The sequence below is a fragment of the Amycolatopsis sp. A133 genome (genome assembly GCF_031082405.1).
GTDB lineage: Bacteria > Actinomycetota > Actinomycetes > Mycobacteriales > Pseudonocardiaceae > Amycolatopsis.
Genome location: NZ_JAVHJU010000023.1, coordinates 94,626 through 116,438, shown reverse-complemented (window position 1 = coordinate 116,438; position 21,813 = coordinate 94,626). Strand labels below are relative to the sequence as shown.

The following is a 21,813-nucleotide window of genomic DNA, read 5'->3' as shown; positions in this document are numbered from 1 at the left end:
CGATGACCGGACTTTCCCGTCGTACGTTCCTCGGCGCCGCGGCCGGCGCGGGCGCGGCCACCGTGCTCGGCGCGCAGGCCGCCGGCGCGGCCACCACGGAGAAGGGCTGCTTCGCCGGAACGACCGCGTACATCGGCAGCTACACCACCGGGGCGACCGGGCACGGCCTCGACGTCGCCATCCGTTCGGGCGCGGCACTGTCCCCGGTCCGGACCATCCCGGGCATCACCGACACGTCGTGGTTCGACCACAGCGCCGACGGCAAGACGCTGTACGTCACCAACGAAGGCGACCCGGCCGGGTACGTCTCGGCGTTGAGCCTCGCCGACCCGGTGAAACCGAAGCTGCTCAACAGGGTCTCCTCGAAGGGCGGCGCGCCGACGCACCTGAGCGTGCACTCCGGCGGGAAGCACGTGCTGGCCGCGAACTACAGCTCCGGCAGCGTCGTCGTGCTGCCGATCCTGGCCGGCGGCAAGCTCGGTGCGGCCACCGACCTCGTCACCCACCGCGGTGCCGAGCGGGACGCGCACGCGCACCAGGTCGTCAACGACCCCACCGGCCGCTGGGTGCTGGCGGTCGACCTCGGCGCCGACTCGGTGTACGTCTACGGCTTCGACGCCGGGAAGCTCTCGCTGCACCAGCAGCTGAAGCTGCCCTCGGGCGCCGGGCCGCGGCACCTGGCGTTCGACCGCACCGGGAAGTTCGCCTACATCCTGGGCGAGCTGCGGGCCGAGGTGACGGTGGCGAGCTGGGACGCGGTGGCCGGGAAGCTGACTGCGCTCTCCGTCGTCCCGGCCGTGCCCGCCGGGAGCACCGGTGAGCAGTACCCGGGCGAGATCCTCGTTTCGCACGACGGGAAGTTCGTCTACGCGACCGTTCGCGGTCCGAACACCCTGGCCACGTTCGCGGCCTCCGGTGGCACGTTGAAGCTGGTGTCGAGTGTGCCCACCGGTGGCAACTGGCCGCGGCACGTGGCCCTCGACCCGGCCGAAAGCTGGTTCTACGTCTCGAACCAGCGCTCCGGCACCGTCACGTGGCTGCCGCGTGACCCCGCCACCGGCCTGCCCGGCGCCGTCGCCGGCCGCCTGGCCGTCGGCAGCGTCAACTCCGTCTACTTCGCCTGACCCCGTCGTGAGTGGTAAAGCGGGTTAGAACCCGCCTTACCACTCACGAGGGCACCCGCTGGAGGTACCTCATGAGACTGCGCCGCACCCTGCCCTTCGTCGCCGGGCTGGCCCTGCTGGCCGGCTGCGCACCCACCCAGTCCGCGCCCGCGGGCGCCGGCGGGGACGACAAGACCGGCACCGTCCGCGTCTGGCTGTTCGACGAGGCCAACCGCGCCCCGAAGGAGGCCGCGGTCAAGGACGCCATCACCGAGTTCAAGGCGGCCCACGCCGGCGTCGAGGTCGACGTCCAGTGGGTGCCGGTCGAGGGCCGCGCCGACAAGTTCTCGGGTGCCTTCAACGACCCGGCCAACGCCCCGGACGTCGCCGAGTTCGGCAACACCGACGTCTCGAACTACGCGGCCACCGGGGCGCTGGCCGACCTGACCGGCGACCTCGCGGCGTGGAGCGAGGGCAAGGACCTCATCCCGACGGTGCTGGACACCGCGAAGTCCGGCGGCAAGACCTACGGCCTGCCCTGGTACACCGGCATCCGCGCGTTGTACTACCGCACGGACGTCTTCACCGAGCTCGGCCTCAAGCCGCCCGCGACGCTGTCCGAGCTGACCGAGACCGCCCGGCGGATCCGCGCCGCCAAACCGGACCTCTACGGCATCGCCGTCGGCGGCAAGTACACCTACGCGATGCTGCCCTTCCTCTGGGCCAACGGCGGGGAGCTGGCGCAGGACAACGGCGGCAAGTGGACCTCGACGGTCACCGGCGAGCAGGCCAAGGCGGGCGTGACGCAGTACGCGAACCTGCTCAAGGACGACATCTGCCCGCCCGCCCAGTGCGCGAACCTGACCGGCACGCAGAGCGTGACGGCGTTCGCCGGCGGCAAGGCCGGGATGACGATCGGCGGCGACTTCAACCGCAAGGCCGTCGAGCAGGGCGCGGTGAAGGGCAAGTACGCCGTGGTCCCGCTCCCGGGCACGACCGCGGGCAGCACCGCACCGGCGTTCGCGGGCGGCAACCTGCTCGGGGTGTTCAACGCGAGCAAGCACCGCGGCCTGGCGCTGGAGTTCGTCGAGCTGCTCGGCGGCGCGAAGTACCAGGAGAAGATGTACTCGGCGATGGGCAACCTGCCCACGCTGAGCACCGTGCAGCAGAAGCTGGCGGCGAACGACCCGTTCCTCAAGCCGTTCGTCGACACCCTCAAGGCGGGCACGAAGTTCGTCCCGGCGACGCCGGCGTGGTCGAAGATCGACAGCCAGAACGTGCTGCCGACGGCCGTGCAGCAGATCGCGACCGGCGGGAAGGACCCGTCGGCGGCGCTGGCCGACGCGGCCGCCGCGATGAACAAGGCCTTCGGCTAGTGGTGGCGGTCCAGGAAGCTCCTTCCGTCACGGCCCCCGCGCGGAGGCCGAGGCGGAGGGGGGACGGCCGGGCGGCCGCGCTCTACCTCGCCCCGGCGGGGATCCTGCTCGCCGCGCTGCTGGCCTACCCGATCTACCAGCTGGTCCTGATCTCCCTCTACGACTACGGCCAGCCGCAGGCCGCGGGCAACGCGCCGCTGGTGTTCCTCGGCGTCGCGAACTACGCCGATCTGCTCTCCCAGGCGCAATTCTGGACCGTGCTCGGCAAGACGGTCGGGTTCGCCGCGGCCTGCGTCCTCGGTTCGCTCGTGGCCGGCACCGGGCTCGCGGTGCTGGCTTCGCGAGTGCGTTCACTCCCCCGCATGCTCTTGTTTCTCGCCGCGCTGGGCGCGTGGTCGACCCCGGCGATCGCGGGGTCCTACGTCTGGCTGTTCCTCTTCGACACCGACTTCGGCCTGGTCAACGAGGTGCTCTCCGGGCTGGGCCTGCCGTTCGAACACCACTCGTGGACCTTCGGCACGCTCGGCGCGTTCGGGCTGGTCGCCGCCGAGGTGATCTGGTGCTCGTTCCCGTTCGTGCTGGTCACGATGTACGCCGGGATCAAGGGGGTGCCGGACGAAGTCCTCGAAGCCGCGTCGCTCGACGGCGCGTCGACGTGGCGCACGACGTGGACGATCGTCCTGCCGATGGTGCGGCCGCTGCTGATGATCGCGACCGTCCAGTCGATCATCTGGGACTTCAAGGTGTTCACCCAGATCTACGTGATGACCAACGGCGGCGGCGTGGCCGGGCGCAACCTCGTGCTCAACGTCTACGCCTACCAGCAGGCCTTCGCCGGGCAGGAGTACGGCCTCGGCTCGGCGATCGGAGTCGTGATGACGCTGTTGCTGCTGTCGGTGACCGGGCTGTACGTCCGGGCTCAGCGCCGGAGCGCGGCATGGCTGTGAAACGCCCGGGGCGGCTGGTCGCCGAAGTCGTCACCGTCGTCATCGCCGGGATCGTCGCGTTCCCGCTGTACTGGATGCTGCTGTCGGCGGTGAAGCCGCCGGGTGAAATCCAGTCGGCGAACCCGAAGCCGTGGACGTTCAGCCCGTCGTTCGACAGCTTCTCGCGGGTCCTCACCGTGTCGGGCTTCGGGCGGTTCTTCGTCAACAGCCTGCTCGTCGCCCTGGTCGTCGTGGCGCTGTCGCTGCTGCTGTCGTTCCTTTCGGCCGTGGCTCTGACGCGGTTTTCGTTCAAGGGCCGGACCGTGCTGCTGGTGATGACGCTGGTCGCGCAGATGGTGCCGGTGGAGGCGCTGACCATCCCGCTGTTCTTCCTGATGCGCCAGATCGGCGGCGTCGCGCCCGCGTTCGGGCTGAACGAGCTGGGTTCGCTGGTGCTGGTGCACCTGGCGTTCAGCCTGCCGTTCGCGATCTGGATGCTGCGCGGGTTCGTCGCGGCGGTGCCGGTCGAACTCGAGGAAGCCGCGAAGCTGGACGGCGCCTCGCGGGCGCGGTTCACCTGGCAGATCCTGTTCCCGCTGGTGGCGCCGGGACTGGTCGCGGTCAGCGTGCTCGCGTTCATCCACGCCTGGAACGACTTCCTGTTCGCGAAGACGTTCATCATCTCCAAGACCGAGAACCAGACGCTGCCGCAGGCGATCCTGGTGTTCTTCAAGCCGGAGGACACCGACTGGGGTGCGGTGATGGCGTCCTCGACGCTGATGACGATCCCCGTCCTCGTGTTCTTCGTCCTCGTCCAACGACGGCTGGTGTCCGGCATGGCCGGCGCCGTGAAGGGCTGACATGTCTTTCGCCACTCTGCTCCCCCGTCCGGTTTCGGTGACCCCGGCGGCGGGTTCGTGCCCGTGGCCGTCCACTGTGGACGTCCGGAAGGCCGACCTGCCGCCGGAGGGGTACCGGCTTTCCCTTTCCCCTTCCGGTGTGGTGCTCTTCTGCGGTGACGCGGCCGGGGAGTTCTACGGGCGGCAGACCCTGCGCCAGCTCGCGGGGCCGGACGCATTCCGCGCCGCTTCCCTCGAAGAGGGGCTTTCACTGCCCTGCGGCGTGGTCGAGGACCACCCGCGGTTCGGCTGGCGCGGGTGCCTGCTCGACGTCGCCCGGCACTACCGGACCAAGGCCGAGGTGCTGCGGTTCGTCGATCTCCTGGCCGCGCACAAGCTGAACGTGCTCAACCTGCACCTGACCGACGACCAGGGCTGGCGCTTCGAGGTCCCCGCGTTCCCCCGGTTGACGTCGGTGGGCGGCTGGCGGCCGTCGTCGATGGCGGGCAGCGGCGGTGCCCAGGACGGTCGGCCGCACGGCGGTTTCTACACCGGCGACGACCTGCGGGAGATCGTCGCGTACGCCGCTGCGCGGGCCATCACGGTGGTGCCGGAGATCGACATCCCCGGCCACGCGCGGGCGGCACTGGCGGCTTACCCCTCATTGGGGGATTCTTCGTCCTACGAGGTCTGGACCGACTGGGGCATCAGCACTTCGCTGCTCTCGCCAACGGAGTCCACTTTGGACTTCTTCCGGCAGGTGTTCGACCACCTGCTGGAGATCTTCCCGTCCCCGGTGATCGCCCTGGGCGGCGACGAGACCCCGGGCGCGACCGACGAGCACCGCGAGTTCGTCCGCCGGCTGGCCGAGCACCTGGTGGCCCGCGGCCGTACCCCGATGGGCTGGGACGAGGTCCTCGACATCCCCGGCCTGCCCCCGCTGGTGATCGGCTCGTGGCAGAACGAGGCGGCGGGCCTGCGCGCGGCCGAGGCCGGGCACGACGTGGTGATGTGCCCGGAGCAGCACGTGTACCTGGACCACCGGCAGTCTTCGCACCCCGACGAGCCGATCCCGGTCGGCTGGGTCCACACGCTGGAAGACGTCTACGCGTACGAGCCGGCGCTGACCGGGCCCCGGCTGCGCGGGGTGCAGGCCCAGGTGTGGAGCGAGCACCTGGACAGCGTCCGGCGGGTGGACTACATGGCGTTCCCGCGGCTCTCGGCGTTCGCGGAGGTGGCTTGGAGCAGCGGACCGCGGGACTACGCGGAGTTCCTGCCGCGCCTGCGGGACCACCACCTGCCGCGGCTGGACGCCCTCGGCGTGGAGTACCGGCCGCTGGACGGGCCGCACCCCTGGCAGACACGACCGGGAGTGCCGGGCCGGCCGCGCTAGCGGTTCCACAACGCCGCCCACTGCCGTGGCGTGAGGTCGCGCGGCAGGGCGGATGGCGGGATCCCGGCTGCCTCCAAGGTCGCGCGCCGCGGTTTCGGGAGGATCTCCCCGATCCCGCGGCCGCGTCCGGTGAAGACCGTGCGTACGAACTGTTCGTAGCCGCCGCGCTCGGCCGGGTCGACGAGCGGCGAACGCCGCCGCGAGATCGTGAGGAGCCCGCCGTCGACGGCCGGTTTCGGCCGGAACCCGTCGGCCGGGACGCGCCCGTGCAGGGCGAAGTCGAACCACGGCGCGCTCTGGGCGGTCAGCATGGTGCGCCCGCCGACGCCGGCGCGCTTGCGGGCCACCTCCCACTGGGTGAGGAGGACGGCCTCGGTCCAGCCGCCGTCGGTGAGGAGCCTGCGCAGGATCGGCGTGGTGAGGTGGAACGGCAGGTTGCCGACGACGACCGGCCGGTCCAGCGGGACCCGGAGGGCGTCGCCGTGGACCACGGACACCGACGGAAGGCGACGGCGGAGCCGGCGAACGCGGTGCTCGTCGAGGTCGACGGCCCGGACGTCACGCCCGAGCGCCGCCAGCTGCCGGGTGATCGCCCCGTCGCCGGCGCCGATCTCGAGGATCGGGCCGTCCGTCGCGCGGACGAGCCGGACGATCCGATCGATGGTCGGGGGGTGGTACAGGAAGTTCTGGCCGAGCTCGTGGCGGCCGCCGTGGATCGAGCGGGACAAGGGAGGTACTCCAGCCGTGCGGAATGGAGCACCCGGGAAGGGTCGGGGGACCGCCTCCGGGTGCCGGGGCATCCGGGGGTACGGCGCGATGTTCAGCGAGGCGCGCCGTCAGGCGCGGCGGTCACGCTGAGTCTTTCGCCCGCAGGCGGGCATCCACAAACTTCCCATGGCCGCGGACCCTACAAGCCCGCGGCCGCACCCGGCGACCGGTTTACGGCAGCAGCGTCACCGTGACCGCCCGCGTCGGACCCACGTTCCCCGCCGCGTCGATGGACCGGTACTCGATGCGGTGCTTGCCGTAACCCGGCTTCCGCTCCGAAAACGGCGACACCGTCAGCCCGCCCTCGCCCAGGTTCCCGTAGGCCAGCCCGTCGATCTCCGTACCGCGCGGGGTGAACAGGTACGGCGCGTCCGGATCCGTCGGCCAGCCGTAGAACTTGTGCCAGCCGTCGCCGTCCACGCGGAACTCCGGCATGCCGTCGGACGACTCGAGCCGCATGGTGAACGAACCGTGGTGCACCGGCCCGCCCGGCAGCTCCGCGGTCGTCGTCGGGCCCGTCGCGTCCACTGTCCAGGTCAGCGTGGTGCCGCCGGTCGTCGCCGTGAGCGTGTGCGTTCCGCGGGCCGCGTCGAGCGCGAAGTCGGGGCCGGTGCCCGCCATGCGGCCGTCCAGCGTCCACCGGACCTGCGGGATCGAGCCGGTCGGCTCCCCCGTCTCGACGTAGACGACGTCGTGGCCGCCGACCGGGCGCGAAACCGGCGTCGACGCCACGACCGCCGGTGCCCCGGCCGGCGGGGTGACCACCGCGGCGTCGACCGTCCACGTGCGGGTCGCCGCCGGACGGGCGGCCGGGTCGCGGACGAACGGCGTCGGGTCGGTCACCGTCGCCGTCAGCGTGTGCTTGCCCGGCTTCACGTGCGCCCGGCGCAGGTCGACCGCCTCGCGGCCGGGCAGCGCGACACCGTCGAGGGTCCAGCGGATGTCGAGGCGGTGGCTCACCGGGTGCATCGGGCGGACCCGGACGACGCGGTCGGCGCCGATCGTCCCGGCCGGGGTGCCGCCGGCGACGAGCGGGACCTTCGCCGCGATCCGCTGCGTCATCCGTTCGCGGCCGACCTGGTCGAAGGCGTAGCCGAGCGTCTTCATCATCGAGTGCGCACTCGGCCGCCAAACGCCGGTCTGGGTGTACAGCCCGCCTTCGAACCGGCCGATCCTGCCGCCCGACTCGCTCGGCTCGCCGAGCCAGCGCCACCACTTCGCGTGCTGGGCACGCAGTTGCGGCTCGGTCAGCAGCGTGTGGTGGATCGAGTCCGGCTCGCCGCCCTCGTAGGCGCCGCCCGGGACGTTGCGGGCGTAGTAGTCGTACTCGTCGTCGAGGCCGCCGAGCGAGTGACCGAGTTCGTGCGGCGAGATCAGCGCGGACAGGGCGTTCCCGCCGGACGCCGTCGCGTAGGTGCCGCCCGCGCCGCCGTAGGTGGTGCTGTTGCCCAGCGCCAGGATCTGGCGGTTCGCGCGGGTCGTGCCCGGCACGAGGTCGGCGTAGCGCTGCGCGGCCGCGTCGTCGACGGTCAGCAGCCGCTGCACGCTCTGCGGGTTGCAGCCGCCCCAGAACCCCATGTCGAGCGGGGTGTCCCGGCGCGGGCCGGCCAGGCCGGGGTCACAATCCACACCGGACTCCGGCGAGGCGATCGAAACGGCGTAGACGTTGAAGTAGCTGCGGTAGGACTTGAACGGCTCCAGCGACCACAGGGTGCTGACGTGCCGCTCGACGTCGGCGAAGAACTTCGGCTGCTCGGCGGCGGTGTAGCCGTCGCCGAGGACGACGAGGTTGAACCGCTGCGCGACGGACCCGGTCACCTGGACCTCGGTGACGCTCGCGGCCGGCTCGGCGGCGTAGGCGGGTGTGGCGATCCCGAGCGAAACCACGAGCGCTGCGACGAACCCGGCCCACTTCCGCATGGCGGCACTCCCCTGGTCGGTGATCTTCCCGGTGTACCGCACGGGACGCGGCGCCGGAACCGCCGGAAGTCGGAGGCGCGAACGTATAGACCGTTATACGCGGGTCAACCGGTACCAGACCTCCGGTCGCCCGACCTGGCCGTAGCGCGGCTCGCGTTGAGCCATCCCGTTGTCCGCCAAGTACTCCAGGTACCGGCGGGCCGTCACCCGCGACGCGCCGATCGCGCTCGCCGCCGCGCCTGCCGAAAGTCCTTCCGCGGCACCGGAAAGCGCGTCCGTAATCGCTTCGAGGGTCTGGACGCTCATTCCCTTCGGCAGCGGGGGCTGCTCGGTCGTGCGCAGCGCGCCGAGGGCCCGGTCGATCTCCGCCTGGCCGGTGACCTCGCCGGACGCGTCGCGGAATTCGGCGTAGCGTTCGAGCTTCTCGCGCAGGGTGGCGAACGTGAACGGCTTGAGCAGGTACTGCACCACGCCGACCGACACCGCCGCCTTGACCAGGCCGAGGTCGCGGGCCGACGTCACGGCGATGACGTCGATCGGCAGCCCGGCCGCGCGCAGCGAGCGGCACACCGCCAGGCCGTGCGTGTCCGGCAGGTAGAAGTCCAGCAGCACCAGGTCGACCGGCTCGCGTTCGCAGAACCGCAGCGCCTCGCCGCCGGAGTGGACGACGCCGGCCACCGCGAACCCGGGCAGCCGCTCGACGTAGACGCGGTGCGCCTCCGCGGCCACCGGCTCGTCCTCCACCACCAGCACCCGGATCACCGGCCCGCCCCCTGCCGCGGCAGGCGCACGGTGAACACCGCGCCGCCGTCCCGGCCGACCTCGACCGTGCCGCCGTAGCGGCGCACCGCCTGCCCGACGAGCGCGAGCCCGAGGCCGTGGCCGTCCTCCGCCTTCGTCGACCAGCCGCGGCGGAACACGTCGGCGCCTTCGGGCACGCCGGGCCCGGTGTCGGCGACGCGCAGCAGCAGCCCGCCCTCGTCGGAGCGGGCGGTGACGACGACCTTCGGGTGACCGGTGCCGCGCACGGCCGCGTCGAGGCCGTTGTCGATCAGGTTGCCGAGGATGGTCACCAGGTCGCGGGCCTCGATGCCGAGCGAGACGTCGTCGATCACCGTGTCCGGGGTGACCGTCAGCTCGACCCCGCGCTCGCTCGCTTCGGCGGCTTTGCCCAGCAGCAGCGCGGCGAGCACCGGCTCGGCGACGGCGCCGACGACCCGGTCGGTCAGCTCCTGGGCGAGCGCGAGCTCGGCGGTGGCGAACTCGACCGCCTGCTCGGGTTTGCCGATCTCGACGAGGGAAACGACCGTGTGCAGCCGGTTCGCCGCCTCGTGCGCCTGCGACCGCAGCGCTTCGGCGAGGCCGCGGGCGGTGGTCAGCTCGCCGGTCAGCGACTGCAGTTCGGTGTGGTCGCGCAGGACGACGACGGTGCCCTGCGCGCGGCCACCCGAGCGGACGGCGGTCGTGCTGACCAGCAGCACGCGCGCGTCCGTCAGGTGCAGCTCCTCGGCGCGGTTCTCCGCCGACGTGAACGCCTCGGCGAGCCCGTCCGGCAGGCCCAGCGTCGCCAGGTCGCGGCCGACCGGGTCGGCGTCGAGGCCGAGGAGGGTGCGGGCGCCGTCGTTGCAGAGCCCGATCCGCCCGTCCCGGCCGACGAGCAGGACGCCTTCGCGGACCGAGTGCAGCACGGCCTCGTGGTACTCGAAGAGGTTGCTCAGCTCGTCCGGCGCGACGCCCCGGGTCTGGCGCCGCAGCCGGGCGCTGATCAGCCAGCCGCCGAGCGCGCCGACCACCAGGACCGCGCCGGCCACGCCGAACAGGGGCCACAGGCGTTCGCGCAGCTCGGCGGAGATCGCCGCGACGGTGATCCCGACCGCGACCAGCGCGATCACCCGGTGGCCGGCGTCGAACACGGGCACAACCGTGCGCACGGACGGGCCGAGCGAGCCGGTGTAGGTCTCGGTGAGCTCTTCGCCGCGCTGCGCCTGGCCGATGTTCCCGATGTAGTGCTGCCCGATCAGCGCCGGAGTCGGGTGCGTGTACCGGATCCCGGCCGGGCTCATGATCGTGATGAAGTCGACGTGGGTGTGGTCCTTCAGGCGCAGCGCGAACGGCTGGAGCGTGGCGCTCGGGTCCGGCGTCCCCACCGCCGCCACGACACCGGGCTCCTCGGCGACCGTCACGGCGACCGCGCGGACCTGGTCCTCGGCGTTCTGCTTCACCGCGCGCCGCGCGTCGAGCCAGGCGAACGTGATCCCGGCGCCGGCCAGCACGCAGAGCACCACGAGCTGCAGCACGAGCAGCTGGCGCGCCAGGCTCCAATGGGACCGCAACGTCGGGGGCACCTCCTCATACCAGCACACGCGCACCCGGTGTCCGAACGGGACGGTGCGATCATCACACGAACTCAATGAACACAAGTGAGCCGGATCACCGAACTCGGCCTACAGTGTGCCGCAACCTGGACACCCCTAGCTGGAGGCAACGGTGCCTACACCGACCCCCGACGCGGCGCCGCGCCGTCGCGACAAGACCCACTACCTGTACCTGGCCGTGATCGTCGCGGTCCTGCTCGGGATCTTGGTGGGCTTCCTCTTCCCCGGCTTCGCCAAGGGCCTGAAGCCGCTGGGCGACGGTTTTGTCAACCTGATCAAGATGATGATCTCCCCGATCATCTTCTGCACCATCGTGATCGGTGTCGGCTCCGTCGCCAAGGCGGCGAAGGTCGGCAAGGTCGGCATCATGGCGCTGGTCTACTTCATCGTGATGTCGACGTTCGCGCTCGCCATCGGCCTGGTCGTCGGCAACATCCTGCACCCGGGCGAGGGCTTGCACCTCAACCCCGCCGACGTGAAGAGCGTCCAGAAGTCCGCCACCGGCGCCGAAGGCCCGGTCGACTTCCTGCTCCACATCATCCCGAAGACGTTCGTGTCCGCCTTCACCGAAGGCCAGGTCCTGCAGACGCTGCTCGTCGCGCTGCTCGTCGGCTTCGCGCTGCAGAAGCTGGGGCCGAAGGGCGCGCCGATCCTGCGCGGGATCGAGCACATCCAGCGGCTGGTCTTCCGGGTGCTGGCGATGATCATGTGGGCCGCCCCGATCGGCGCGTTCGGTGCCATCGCCGCCGTCGTCGGGGCGACCGGCTGGGCCGCGCTGAAGAGCCTCGCCGTCATCATGATCGGCTTCTACGTGACCTGCCTGGTGTTCGTGTTCGTCGTCCTCGGCCTGGTGCTGTGGCTGGGCGCCCGGATCAACATCTGGCACCTGTTGCGCTACCTCGGCCGAGAGTTCCTGCTGATCCTCTCGACGTCGTCGTCGGAATCGGCGCTGCCGCGGCTGATCGCGAAGATGGAGCACCTCGGCGTCGGCAAGTCGGTCGTCGGCATCACCGTGCCCACCGGGTACTCGTTCAACCTGGACGGCACGGCGATCTACCTGACCATGGCGACGCTGTTCATCGCCGCGGCGCAGGACGAGCCGTTGTCGCTCGGCGCGCAGATCGGCCTGCTCGTGTTCATGATCATCGCGTCGAAGGGCGCGGCCGGGGTCAGCGGTTCGGGCATCGCGACCCTCGCCAGCGGCCTGCAGTCGCACCGGCCGGAACTGGTGAACGGCGTCGGCTTCATCCTCGGCATCGACCGGTTCATGTCGGAGGCCCGCGCGCTGACCAACTTCGCGGGCAACGCCGTCGCGACCGTCCTCATCGGAAACTGGACGAAGGAGTTCGACCGCGAACAGGCGGAACGGGTGTTCGCCGGAAACGCTCCCTTCGACGAGGCCACGTTGATCGACGAGGAGCGTCAGCCCGAGCCCGAGGAAGCCACGGCGAAGTAACTCCCCCAGACGTTCGTGCTCACTGCCCCCGCTGAGCACGAACCACACGGGCCGCGGCGCGAGTCCCCCAACCTCGCCCCGCGGCCCGTTCCACGTCACTTTCCCTACGAAAGTGCAGCTTTGCGCCACAAAGCCGAGCTTTCACGTGAAAGCTCGGCTTTGCCGCGCAAAGTGCAGCTTTCACGTGAAAGCTCGGCTTTGGGGGTTCAGGGGGTGTCGTAGGCGGTGCGGGCGGCTGCTATGTCGTCGCGGTGGCGCTCTGCCCAGCCGAGCAGGCCGTTCAGCGACTGGTACAGCTCCTTGGCCATGGCCGTGGCCTCGTACTCCACGCGCGGCGGGACCGTCGGGTAGATCGTGCGGACCAGCAGGCCGTCGCGCTCGAGGTTGCGCAGGGTCAGCGTCAGCATCCGGCGGCTGATGCCCTCGACCGCGCGCTCCAGCTCGGTGAACCGCACCGGGCCCCGGATGGCCTCCAGGAGGATGCCGATCGCCCACTTGCCGCTGATCCGGTTGATGACCTCCAGCACCGTGCAGACGTCGAGTTTCTCCGGGTCGATCTCGGTGACCTGGACAGGTACACCGATGTTCCCCTGGGACATGGAAGTGCCTCCTTACGGCGAGATCCATGGTCACACATGATGGGCACTGTTACAAGAAGTGCCCTGGCAACGACCAGGGGAACTCTCGTCTGGAGGGGCCTGATATGGCCGAGAACCACCCCACCCGCTCGCGCGGTCTCGCGTTGGCGGTGCTGTGCGCCGCTTCGCTGATGGTCGTGCTCGACAGCAGCATCGTCGCGGTGGCGCTGCCCGCGATCCAGGCCGACCTCGGCTTCACGCCCGCCGGGCTGTCCTGGGTCGTCACCGCCTACCTGGTCGCGTTCGGCGGCCTGCTCCTGATCTCCGGCCGGCTCGGCGACCTGCTCGGCCGCCGCCGCGTCTTCCTCGGCGGGCTCGGCCTGTTCACCCTGGCGTCCCTGATCGCCGGCCTGGCCGCGGACGCGGGTGTCCTGGTCGTGGCGCGGTTCGCCCAGGGTGTCGGCGGCGCGCTCGCGTCGGCCGTGGTGCTCGGCATGATCGTCACGATGTACCCCGAGCCCCGGGCCCGGGCGAAAGCGATCGGTGTCTACAGCTTCACGCAGGCGGCCGGCGCGTCGATCGGGCTCATCGCCGGTGGCGCGCTGACGCAGGCGCTGAACTGGCACTGGACGTTCTACGTCAACCTGCCGATCGGCGTGGCGGCGCTGCTGCTGGCCGTCCGGGTGGTCTCGCCGGACCGCGGGACGGGCCTGCGGGCGGGCCTGGACGTGCTCGGCGCGGTCTTGGCGACCGCCGCCGTGATGCTCGGCGTGTACGGCATTTCGTCGTCGGCCTGGGGTGCGCTGGCCGCGGCCGTCGTCCTGCTCGCGGCTTTTGCGGTGCGGCAAGCGAAAGCGCGTACGCCGTTGTTGCCGCTGCGGCTGTTCCGGCTCCGCGCGGTGGCCGGCGCCAACGTCGTGATGGTGCTGATGGTCGCCGGGATGCTCGGGTTCCAGTTCGTGACCGCGTTGTACCTGCAGCAGGTGCTGGGCCTCGACGCGCTCGGCACCGGCGTCGCGTTCCTGCCGGTGCCGGTGGTGATCGCGGTGGCGTCGCTCGGCTTCGCGGAGAAGCTCGCCGCGCGGTTCGGGCCGCGGGCGGTGCTGCTGTCGGGGCTGGGCCTGGTGATCGTGGGCCTGCTGCTGCTCACCCGGGTGTCGGGCTCCTACTTCGCCGACGTCCTGCCGCCGCTGGTGTTGATGGGCCTCGGCGCCGGCGTGGCCATCCCGGCGTTGATGGGACTGGCGATGGCGGACGTCGCGGCGGCGGACGCGGGGGTCGCGTCCGGCCTGATCAACACGACCCAGCAGGTCGGCGCGGCGGTGGGCACGGCGGTGCTGGCCGCGGCGGCCGCGGCCCGGACGGAAAGCCTCGGTGCGCTGGACCACCGCGAGGCACTGGCCGCCGGCTTCCGGCTGGCCTACGGAATCAGCGCGGGATTCCTGATCGCGGCGGTCGCACTGGGCGGCCTGGTGCTGGGCCGCCACCGGCCCACGGCTCCCGCGCCGGAGCTGTGCACCGCCGATCTCGCGTGACCCGGCCCGCAACTCCCGTGATCAGGCCCGTAACTCACGTGATCAGAGCCGTAACTAGCGTGATTGGAGCCGTAACTCGTGTGATTGGAGCCGTAACTCGTGTGATTGGAGCCGTAACTCGCGAGTTCCGGCCTTAATCACGCGAGTTCCGGCCTTGATCACGCGGGTTACGGCCTCGATCACGTGAGGTAGGCCGAAAGCCCACGGTGGCCCCGCCGCATCATCAGCGCGTGGTTCGCGCGAAAGAGCGGCCGGGCCACCGTGTCGAAGCGCTGCAGCAACTTCTTGCGGGCCTGGACTTCCTGGGTGATTTCCAGCAGCGTGCCCGCGCCCGCCGCGCGGACCGCCCCGGCCAGGGTCCCGTCGAGGTCGCCGCTGAGCCTGACCCGCATCAGGCCCGTGCGCTCGTCCTGGTGGTCCCGGTGCATCCGGACGACGAGCCGGAACGGCAGCCGGGACCGGCAGACCAGTTCGGCGGTGTCGTCGTCCACGCGGCGCACCGCGCGGACGTCCGACCACCACCGCGGGTAGCCGGCGAGGTCGGTGACCACGTCGAACACCCGCTCAGGCGCGGTTCCGGGCAGCAGCCACGTGCTGCGGAACCGGTATTGCGTGCCCGTCATGCTCGTCACACCGGGGCCGAGACCAGCTTCCGGCCGTCGACCGTGACGATGTCGATCGACTTCACATCGTCGGGCGCGACCAGCGCGGACCCGTCGAGCGAGAAGCCCTGGCTCTCCCACTTCTCCGACACCTGCCAGCTGCCGGCGGTCACCGCCTGGCCTTCCTTGGTGACCACCTGGAGCAGGCACTTCTCCCCGGCTCGGACGCCCTTCACGCTGACGTTCGCCCGGACCCAGCCCTGGAACGGGCTCACCGACGCAGCCAGCTGCACGCCGGTCGTCGGATCCCGGCCTTCGACGGTCTTCGTGCCGGGCACGTCCGACGGCGGCGCGGCCACGACCCCGCCGTTGTCCGAGGCCGTCTGCCGTCCCACCAGCACGCCGCCGCCGAGGGCGGCCACGACCAGCACCGCCGCCGCGACCAGGGCCAGGCCCCGGCGTGGCGCACGACGGGCCGGAGCCACTCGTTCTTCCTCCTCGCGCACCCGGCGCAGGGTCTTCTGCAGCAGCAGGTCCCCGGCCTCGGGCGGCCCGTCGAGGAACGCCTCGGGCGGCACCTCGTCGAGCGAGTCGCGCAGGGCCACCAGCTCGTTCAGGTCGAACCGGCACTGCGCGCAGGTCTGCAGGTGCCGCCGCTCGAAGTCGGCCGCCTCCCCGGGGTCGAGCGCGCCGAGGGCGTACGCGCCGAGCTGCGTGTGACTCTCGTCGACCGAGTTCATCGCGCCACCTCCGTTCCGCTCGAAATCATCGCTGCTCTGAGTGCTCGTAGTGCGTAGTAAGACCTTGATTTCACGGTACCCGGTGCGACGCCCAGTGTTCTCGCCGCTTCGGCCACCGTCCGTCCCCGGTAGTAGATTTCCACCAGGACCTCTCGATGCTCGTTCGACAACCCGTCCATCGCGCCGAGCACGGTCATCGAGTCGACCACGCCCTGGGCGTGGTCCCGTTCGACGGCCGGGGTCGGCACGCCTTCGGCCGGTTCGGCCACCTCCTGTGGCCGGGCCGCCCGGGCACGTGCCCGGTCGGTGACCAGGTTGCGCGCGACGGTCAGCAACCAGCCGCGCACCGAGCCCTTCCCGTCGTTCTGCAGATCGTCCGCGTGTTTCCACGCTCGGACCAGCGTCTCCTGGACCACGTCCTCGGCTGCCGCCCGATCACCGGTCAACCTCGTCGCGTAAGCCAGCAGGCTTCGCCCGTGTTCGGCGTACAGCTGCCGAATCAGGTCTTCGCCTTTGGCCTTCTTAGGCCGCCTGCCTCCTATGGCCACCCTCGTCCTCCCGACGGTGTTCTGAGTCGTCGAGGACAGTAGTGCAACCCTCAGCTCCACCGGCGGTGCGTGCGCCGAGCGCAGCGCGACCATGGTGTTCATCGGCTGCCCGTCCTTCCTCGTTCTGCCCCGAAACCGTCGTCTGTCAGTTGCCGGCGCCGCCGGCCTTGCCGCCCGCGGTGATCTTGCTGCCGTCCGGGGCCATGGCGAACCAGGTGCCGTTGGCACCCTGGCCGTTCATCTCGCCCGGCGCCTTGTCGCCCGCGAACTCGTACAGCGGCCAGCCGTTCAGCGTGATCTGCTTGCTGCCGTCCTTGCGGGTCGCGGTGCCGACCTGGGTGTCCTGGATGCCCTTGAGCATCGGCGTGGCCACCCCGGCGAGCATCGGCGGCCACTGGGTCGCGCACTCGCCGTCGCAGTTGGACGTCGGCGGCTGGGAGAGGTCCTTGTCGAACCGGTAGAGCGTCTTGCCGTCGGCGTCGGTGACCACCGCGCCGACACCGTTGATCGTGGCGACCGAGAGCATCTTGTGCCCCGCTTCCCCGTGTTGCGGCCCTTGGGCGCCGCCGGCCATGTCACCGCAGGCGGACAAGGTGGCGACGGCGACGAGCGCCAGAGCGCTGACGACAGCCGGCCGGATACGGTTCATGACGTTCTCTCCTCGGTGAGGGCGGCACCGCCGTCCGGCGGACCTCGACACCGGGAAACACGGGCGCCGTCACAAAACGGTTCAGCCCGGTTTCGCGCCATTCGGTGCCGGTTCGCCGCCGGATTGGTGTGTCCCGGTGATCGGCACGATCTTGTCGCCGTGCGGACGGGTTCCTAAGCTGATCACGTCCGCACCGCCGCCCCCCGCCGTTCCGGGAGGCCGCCGTGTCCGTGAAACCCCTCGTCGTCGTGGCGCTGCTGGCCGCGGGCTGTTCCACAGCGCCACCGCCGCCACCGCCGCCCTTCACCGCGACCCTGACCTCGCCGACCGACGTCGTGCTGAGCTGGCCGGACGACGACGCCGGGCACCGCGTCGAGTACACGAACGACCCGGCCGGGCCGTGGACGACGCTGCGGTTCCTGCCGCCGCACACGACGAGCTACCACCACCCGGACCTGATCCCGGAGACGCCGTTCTACTACCGGGAGCAGCCGTTCACCGGTCCGGTCTCGACGGAGCTGCACGCCGTGACGTCCGGCGACACGGTGACGTTCACCTGGGCCGACCGTTCGCCGGACGAAGCCGGGTTCCTCCTGGAGATCCGCCGCCCGGGCGCGCCGGACTTCGACCCGGTCGAGGTGACCGGGCCCGGCGTGACGACCTGTGCGCTTTCGCTGCTCCCCGGCGAGGAGAAATCGGCCTTCCGGCTGCGGACGCTGTATTACGGCCCGCTCTCCCCGGTGGTCCACCAGACCACCGGGAAGGAGCGGTAGGCCGTTTACTGCGCCGTGAGCACCGTCCGCAGGAACTCGCCCGTGTAGCTGCCCTCGACTCCGGCGACGTACTCCGGCGTGCCCTCGGCGACCACCGTGCCACCGCCGTTGCCGCCCTCGGGACCCATGTCGATGATCCAGTCGGAGGTCTTGATCACGTCGAGGTTGTGCTCGATCACGATCACCGAGTTGCCCTTGTCGACCAGGCCGTTGATCACGCCGATCAGCTTGTTGATGTCCTCGAAGTGCAGGCCGGTGGTCGGCTCGTCGAGGATGTACACCGTCTTGCCGGTCGAGCGCTTCTGCAGCTCGCTGGCCAGCTTGACGCGCTGCGCCTCACCGCCGGACAGCGTCGGCGCCGGCTGGCCGAGCCGGACGTAGCCGAGGCCGACGTCCACCAGCGTCTGCAGGTGGCGGTGGATGGCCTTGATCGGCTCGAAGAACTGCGCGGCCTCCTCGATGGGCATGTCGAGCACGTCCGAGACGGTCTTGCCCTTGTAGTGCACCTCGAGGGTTTCCCGGTTGTACCGCGCGCCCTTGCAGACCTCGCACGGGACGTAGACGTCCGGCAGGAAGTTCATCTCGATCTTGATCGTGCCGTCGCCCGCGCACGCCTCGCAGCGGCCACCCTTGACGTTGAACGAGAACCGGCCCTGCTGGTAGCCGCGGACCTTCGCCTCGGTCGTCGCCGCGAACAGCTTGCGCACGTGATCCCAGACACCCGTGTAGGTGGCCGGGTTGGACCGCGGGGTCCGGCCGATCGGCGACTGGTCGACGCGCACCAGCTTGTCGACGTTGTTCAGGCCGTTGACCCGGGTGTGCCGGCCCGGCACCTGGCGGGCGCCGTTGAGCTTGTTCGCCAGCACCGTCGCGAGGATGTCGTTCACCAGCGTCGACTTGCCCGAGCCGGAGACGCCGGTCACCGAGACCAGGCAGCCGAGCGGGAACGAGACGTCCAGCCCGCGCAGGTTGTGCTCGCGCGCGCCCACGACGGTCAGCTGCCGCTTCTTGTCGATCGGCCGCCGGATCGCCGGGATGTCGATCTTCCGGCGCCCCGACAGGTACTGCCCGGTCAGCGACTCCTTGCTCTTCAGCAGCTTCTTGTACGGTCCGCTGTGGACGATGTGGCCGCCGTGCTCGCCCGCGCCGGGGCCGATGTCGACCACCCAGTCGCTGGACCGGATGGTGTCCTCGTCGTGCTCGACGACGATCAGCGTGTTGCCCAGGTTCCGCAGCCGGGTCAGCGTCTCGATCAGCCGGTGGTTGTCGCGCTGGTGCAGGCCGATCGACGGCTCGTCCAGCACGTACAGCACGCCGACCAGACCCGAGCCGATCTGCGTCGCGAGCCGGATCCGCTGTGCTTCACCACCCGAAAGAGTGGCGGACGCGCGGTCGAGCGAGAGGTACGTCAGGCCGACGTCGAGCAGGAAGCGCAGCCGCGCCTGGATCTCCTTGAGCACCGCACCGGCGATCATCGCCTCGCGCTGGCCCAGCTCCAGCTCGTCGAGGAACTGCGACGCCTCCGCGATGGACAGCGCGCAGACCTCGGCGATCGACATGTCACCGCGGGTCTTGTGGGCCAGCGTGACGGCGAGGATCTCCGGCTTGAGCCGGGTGCCCTGGCAGGCCGGGCACGGCACCTCGCGCATGTAGCCCTCGTACCGCTCGCGCATGTACTCGGACTCGGTCTGCTCCTGCCGCCGCTCGAGGAACGGGATGACGCCCTCGAAGGCCGCGTAGTACGAGCGCTGGCGGCCGTAGCGGTTCTTGTAGCGGACGTGCACCTGCTCGTCGACGCCGTGCAGCACCGCCTTCTGGGCGCGCGCCGGCAGCCGCCGCCACGGCGTGTCCATCCGGAAGCCGATGGTCTCCGACAGCGACTCGAGCAGCCGGATGAAGTAGTCCGCGCTCTGGCCGCCCGACCACGGCGCGATGGCGCCCTCGGCCAGCGACAGCTCGTCGTCCGGCACCACCAGTTCCGGGTCGACCTCCTTGCGGATGCCGATGCCGGTGCACTCGGGGCAGGCGCCGTAGGGCGAGTTGAAGGAGAACGAGCGGGGCTCGAGGTCCTCGATGGCCAGCGGGTGGCCGTTGGGGCAGGCGAGGTTCTCGGAGAAGCCGCGGATGCGGTGCGGGTCGTTCTCCGGCAGGTCGACGAACTCCAGCTCGATCAGCCCGTCGGCCAGCCGCAGCGCCGTCTCGACCGAGTCGGTGAGCCGCTGGCGCGAGCTCGACTTGACGCTCAGCCGGTCGATCACCACGCCGATCTGGTGCTTTTCCTGCTTCTTCAGCTTCGGCGGGTCGGTGAGCGCGTGCATCGTGCCGTCCACGACCACGCGCGCGTAGCCCTGCTGCTGCAGGTTCTCGAACAGGTCGACGTACTCGCCCTTGCGCCCGCGCACCACCGGCGCGAGCACCTGGAAGCGGACGCCCTCGTCCATCTCCAGCACCTGGTCGACGATCTGCTGCGGGGTCTGCTTGCTGATCGGCTCGCCGCACTTGGGGCAGTGCGCCTTGCCGGCGCGGGCGTAGAGCAGGCGCAGGTAGTCGTAGACCTCGGTGATCGTGCCCACGGTCGAGCGCGGGTTGCGCGAGGTCGACTTCTGGTCGATCGACACCGCGGGCGAAAGGCCCTCGATGAAGTCGACGTCCGGCTTGTCCATCTGCCCGAGGAACTGCCGGGCGTACGCCGAGAGCGACTCGACGTAGCGGCGCTGCCCTTCGGCGAAGATGGTGTCGAAGGCGAGGCTCGACTTCCCGGACCCGGACAGGCCCGTGAACACGATCAGGCTGTCGCGGGGCAGGTCGAGATCCACGCCGCGGAGGTTGTGCTCGCGGGCACCGCGAACAACGAGGCGATCAGCCACGCCAGGGTCCTCTCAGGTCATTCTCAGTCATACTCAGCTGCGGTTCGCCGACCGGTCTCAAGCTGCACGGGCGGCCGCGGCCCATGCTACGAGCCACCACCGACAGAAACTGGTTCCGCGTCTTCGACCTGCGGTTTTGCGGGCTTTCGGCGGGTGGTGAGCCACCGGTGGGCCGGACGTTCGACCCCCACGGTGACCGCCCAGCCGGCCAGCACGGCGGCGCCGACGACGGCGGGGAGCCGCAGCCAGCCGGGGAGGCCGAGGTCGACCAGAGCGCGGGCCAGGATGTAACCCAGTTCCTGGTGCACCAGATAAAGACCATACGAGATGCCCGCGAGCCAGGTGACGGCCGGGGCGATCCGGGCCAGCCCGGGGAACCGCCAGTCCGGGCCCCAGGCGGCCAGGCAGACCAGCAGGAGCAGGACGGCGAACCCGATCGTGGACGGCCAGCGCTCGGCGTCCTGCGGCAGCGCCCGGTGCAGCGGGAACACCTGCAGGTCCTGCGCGGCGACCGCGGCGAACACGAACAGCGCGGCGTGCCAGTGCGCCAGCCGCCGCTGCGACCACAGCCAGACGGCGACGCCGATGGCGAAGACGTGCAGCCGGTGCAGGCCCAGTCCGTAGTAGAACGTCTCGACGACCGGGCCGGCCGTGCCGGGTGGGAACACCAGGAACCGCAGTGCGAGCGGGACGAGGACCAGCGCCCACAGCAGGGCGACGGTCAGCCGGTGGGTGCGCCACGACCGCGGCCACAGCAGGGCCGCGCCGGTGAAGGCCAGCAGCTGCACCGGCAGCGTCCAGTAGGAGCCGTCGAGGTAGTAGAACGCGTCCCAGCGGATGCCCCACTCCTGCACCATGCCGAGGTTGGCGACCAGGTCCAGCCCGGTCGGGATGTACCACGGCGAAGGGTTCGACGGCGGCCCCTGCGGCACGCCGAACAGGAACCCGGTGACGCCGGGCGGGTAGGGCAGGCCGCTGAAGGAGATGGCCGCCCACCGCGTCACGACGTAGGTCACCAGGACGGCGACGAAGTACGCGGGCACCAGGCGCGCGACGCGGTTCCACAGCCACCGGCGGGGACTGCCCTTGCGGAGGCCGGCGCAAACGAAGAAGGCGGAGATCACCAGCAGGACGGCGGCCCCGAACTGCGCTGTCACCCGCACGGGGTACCCCGTGAGTTCGGGGTGCAGGAGCGCACCCTGGTGGGTGACGTGCCCGAGGATGACCGCAAGAACGGCGACGACGCGGAGGAGGTCCCAGCTGATCCGGCGCGGCGTCGGGGAGGTGGGCACGGTCGTCCTGAGGTCGGGGCTGGCGGGGGTCGCCGTGAGCCTACGTGGCGGGGGGTGCGGACGCTTGTGCGGG

The 21,813-nt window shown here is 70.9% G+C and carries 18 protein-coding genes and 1 pseudogene; 8 read left to right on the top strand and 11 right to left on the bottom strand.

Translation table 11 applies throughout. The features are described from left to right. Nucleotides 1–2: 2 nt before the first annotated feature. The 5 genes from Q5425_RS18210 to Q5425_RS18190 all read left to right on the top strand — a co-directional run bounded on the left by Q5425_RS18210 (nucleotide 3) and on the right by Q5425_RS18190 (nucleotide 5,637). A complete protein-coding gene (locus Q5425_RS18210) occupies nucleotides 3–1,124 on the top strand; it encodes a lactonase family protein (RefSeq protein ID WP_308673437.1) in 1,122 nt (373 codons plus the stop codon). Nucleotides 1,125–1,195: 71 nt separating this feature from the next. Further along, nucleotides 1,196–2,479 carry an extracellular solute-binding protein gene (locus Q5425_RS18205; RefSeq protein ID WP_308673436.1) on the top strand — a complete coding sequence of 428 codons (1,284 nt, stop codon included), beginning with the start codon at nucleotides 1,196–1,198 and terminating at the stop codon, nucleotides 2,477–2,479. Continuing rightward, entirely contained in the window at nucleotides 2,479–3,426 is a 948-nt protein-coding gene (locus Q5425_RS18200; protein ID WP_396135187.1) for a carbohydrate ABC transporter permease, read from the top strand. The genes Q5425_RS18205 and Q5425_RS18200 overlap by 1 nt, the downstream gene beginning before the upstream one ends. Beyond that, nucleotides 3,417–4,265 (top strand): carbohydrate ABC transporter permease, encoded by an 849-nt coding sequence (locus tag Q5425_RS18195; protein WP_308673434.1) that lies wholly within the window; start codon nucleotides 3,417–3,419, stop codon nucleotides 4,263–4,265. Before Q5425_RS18200 ends, Q5425_RS18195 begins: the two co-directional genes overlap by 10 nt. A 1-nt stretch (nucleotide 4,266) precedes the next feature. Next, on the top strand, nucleotides 4,267–5,637 hold the full coding sequence (locus Q5425_RS18190; protein ID WP_308673433.1) for a beta-N-acetylhexosaminidase: 1,371 nt from the start codon (nucleotides 4,267–4,269) through the stop codon (nucleotides 5,635–5,637). 2 nt (nucleotides 5,638–5,639) lie between these two features. On the opposite strand, the pseudogene erm reads toward Q5425_RS18190, so the two are convergent. From erm to Q5425_RS18170, 4 genes and pseudogenes are all read right to left on the bottom strand, one after another. Next, nucleotides 5,640–6,365 (bottom strand): annotated as a pseudogene (gene erm / locus Q5425_RS18185) (23S ribosomal RNA methyltransferase Erm); the annotation flags it as partial. Nucleotides 6,366–6,576: 211 nt separating this feature from the next. Continuing rightward, nucleotides 6,577–8,325 (bottom strand): M64 family metallopeptidase, encoded by a 1,749-nt coding sequence (locus Q5425_RS18180; protein WP_308673431.1) that lies wholly within the window; start codon nucleotides 8,323–8,325, stop codon nucleotides 6,577–6,579. Nucleotides 8,326–8,418: 93 nt separating this feature from the next. Continuing rightward, nucleotides 8,419–9,087 (bottom strand): response regulator, encoded by a 669-nt coding sequence (locus Q5425_RS18175; RefSeq protein WP_308673430.1) that lies wholly within the window; start codon nucleotides 9,085–9,087, stop codon nucleotides 8,419–8,421. After that, nucleotides 9,084–10,658: a sensor histidine kinase gene (locus Q5425_RS18170; protein WP_308673473.1), complete on the bottom strand. Its 1,575-nt coding sequence runs from the start codon at nucleotides 10,656–10,658 to the stop codon at nucleotides 9,084–9,086. Before Q5425_RS18170 ends, Q5425_RS18175 begins: the two co-directional genes overlap by 4 nt. Before the next feature lie 154 nt (nucleotides 10,659–10,812). Between Q5425_RS18170 and Q5425_RS18165 the strand changes: the two genes are divergently transcribed. Next, nucleotides 10,813–12,156 carry a cation:dicarboxylate symporter family transporter gene (locus Q5425_RS18165; RefSeq protein ID WP_308673429.1) on the top strand — a complete coding sequence of 448 codons (1,344 nt, stop codon included), beginning with the start codon at nucleotides 10,813–10,815 and terminating at the stop codon, nucleotides 12,154–12,156. A gap of 206 nt (nucleotides 12,157–12,362) precedes the next feature. On the opposite strand, the gene Q5425_RS18160 is transcribed toward Q5425_RS18165, so the two are convergent. Then, nucleotides 12,363–12,755, bottom strand: a complete 393-nt coding sequence (locus Q5425_RS18160) for a helix-turn-helix domain-containing protein (RefSeq protein WP_308673428.1) — start codon at nucleotides 12,753–12,755, stop codon at nucleotides 12,363–12,365. Between the two features lie 104 nt (nucleotides 12,756–12,859). Here Q5425_RS18160 and Q5425_RS18155 point away from each other — a divergent pair, with 104 nt between their 5' ends. After that, nucleotides 12,860–14,269 carry an MFS transporter gene (locus tag Q5425_RS18155; protein ID WP_308673427.1) on the top strand — a complete coding sequence of 470 codons (1,410 nt, stop codon included), beginning with the start codon at nucleotides 12,860–12,862 and terminating at the stop codon, nucleotides 14,267–14,269. 179 nt (nucleotides 14,270–14,448) lie between these two features. Here the strand turns inward: Q5425_RS18155 and Q5425_RS18150 are convergent, their stop codons facing one another. The 4 genes from Q5425_RS18150 to Q5425_RS18135 form a co-directional block, all read right to left on the bottom strand. Next, nucleotides 14,449–14,892: an SRPBCC family protein gene (locus Q5425_RS18150; protein WP_308673426.1), complete on the bottom strand. Its 444-nt coding sequence runs from the start codon at nucleotides 14,890–14,892 to the stop codon at nucleotides 14,449–14,451. Nucleotides 14,893–14,897: 5 nt separating this feature from the next. After that, nucleotides 14,898–15,611, bottom strand: coding sequence for a zf-HC2 domain-containing protein (locus Q5425_RS18145; protein ID WP_308673425.1), 714 nt, complete (start codon nucleotides 15,609–15,611; stop codon nucleotides 14,898–14,900). After that, a complete protein-coding gene (locus tag Q5425_RS18140) occupies nucleotides 15,608–16,159 on the bottom strand; it encodes a sigma-70 family RNA polymerase sigma factor (RefSeq protein ID WP_026469270.1) in 552 nt (183 codons plus the stop codon). Before Q5425_RS18140 ends, Q5425_RS18145 begins: the two co-directional genes overlap by 4 nt. Nucleotides 16,160–16,304: 145 nt before the next feature. Further along, nucleotides 16,305–16,808, bottom strand: coding sequence for a hypothetical protein (locus Q5425_RS18135; protein ID WP_308673424.1), 504 nt, complete (start codon nucleotides 16,806–16,808; stop codon nucleotides 16,305–16,307). Nucleotides 16,809–17,032: 224 nt separating this feature from the next. Here Q5425_RS18135 and Q5425_RS18130 point away from each other — a divergent pair, with 224 nt between their 5' ends. After that, a complete protein-coding gene (locus tag Q5425_RS18130; protein ID WP_308673423.1) occupies nucleotides 17,033–17,581 on the top strand; it encodes a fibronectin type III domain-containing protein in 549 nt (182 codons plus the stop codon). A 5-nt stretch (nucleotides 17,582–17,586) separates the two neighbouring features. Here Q5425_RS18130 and uvrA read toward each other — a convergent pair whose 3' ends face one another. Further along, nucleotides 17,587–20,448, bottom strand: a complete 2,862-nt coding sequence (gene uvrA, locus Q5425_RS18125) for an excinuclease ABC subunit UvrA (protein ID WP_308673422.1) — start codon at nucleotides 20,446–20,448, stop codon at nucleotides 17,587–17,589. 86 nt (nucleotides 20,449–20,534) lie between these two features. Further along, a complete protein-coding gene (locus Q5425_RS18120; RefSeq protein WP_308673421.1) occupies nucleotides 20,535–21,740 on the bottom strand; it encodes an acyltransferase in 1,206 nt (401 codons plus the stop codon). Between the last annotated feature and the right edge of the window lie 73 nt (nucleotides 21,741–21,813).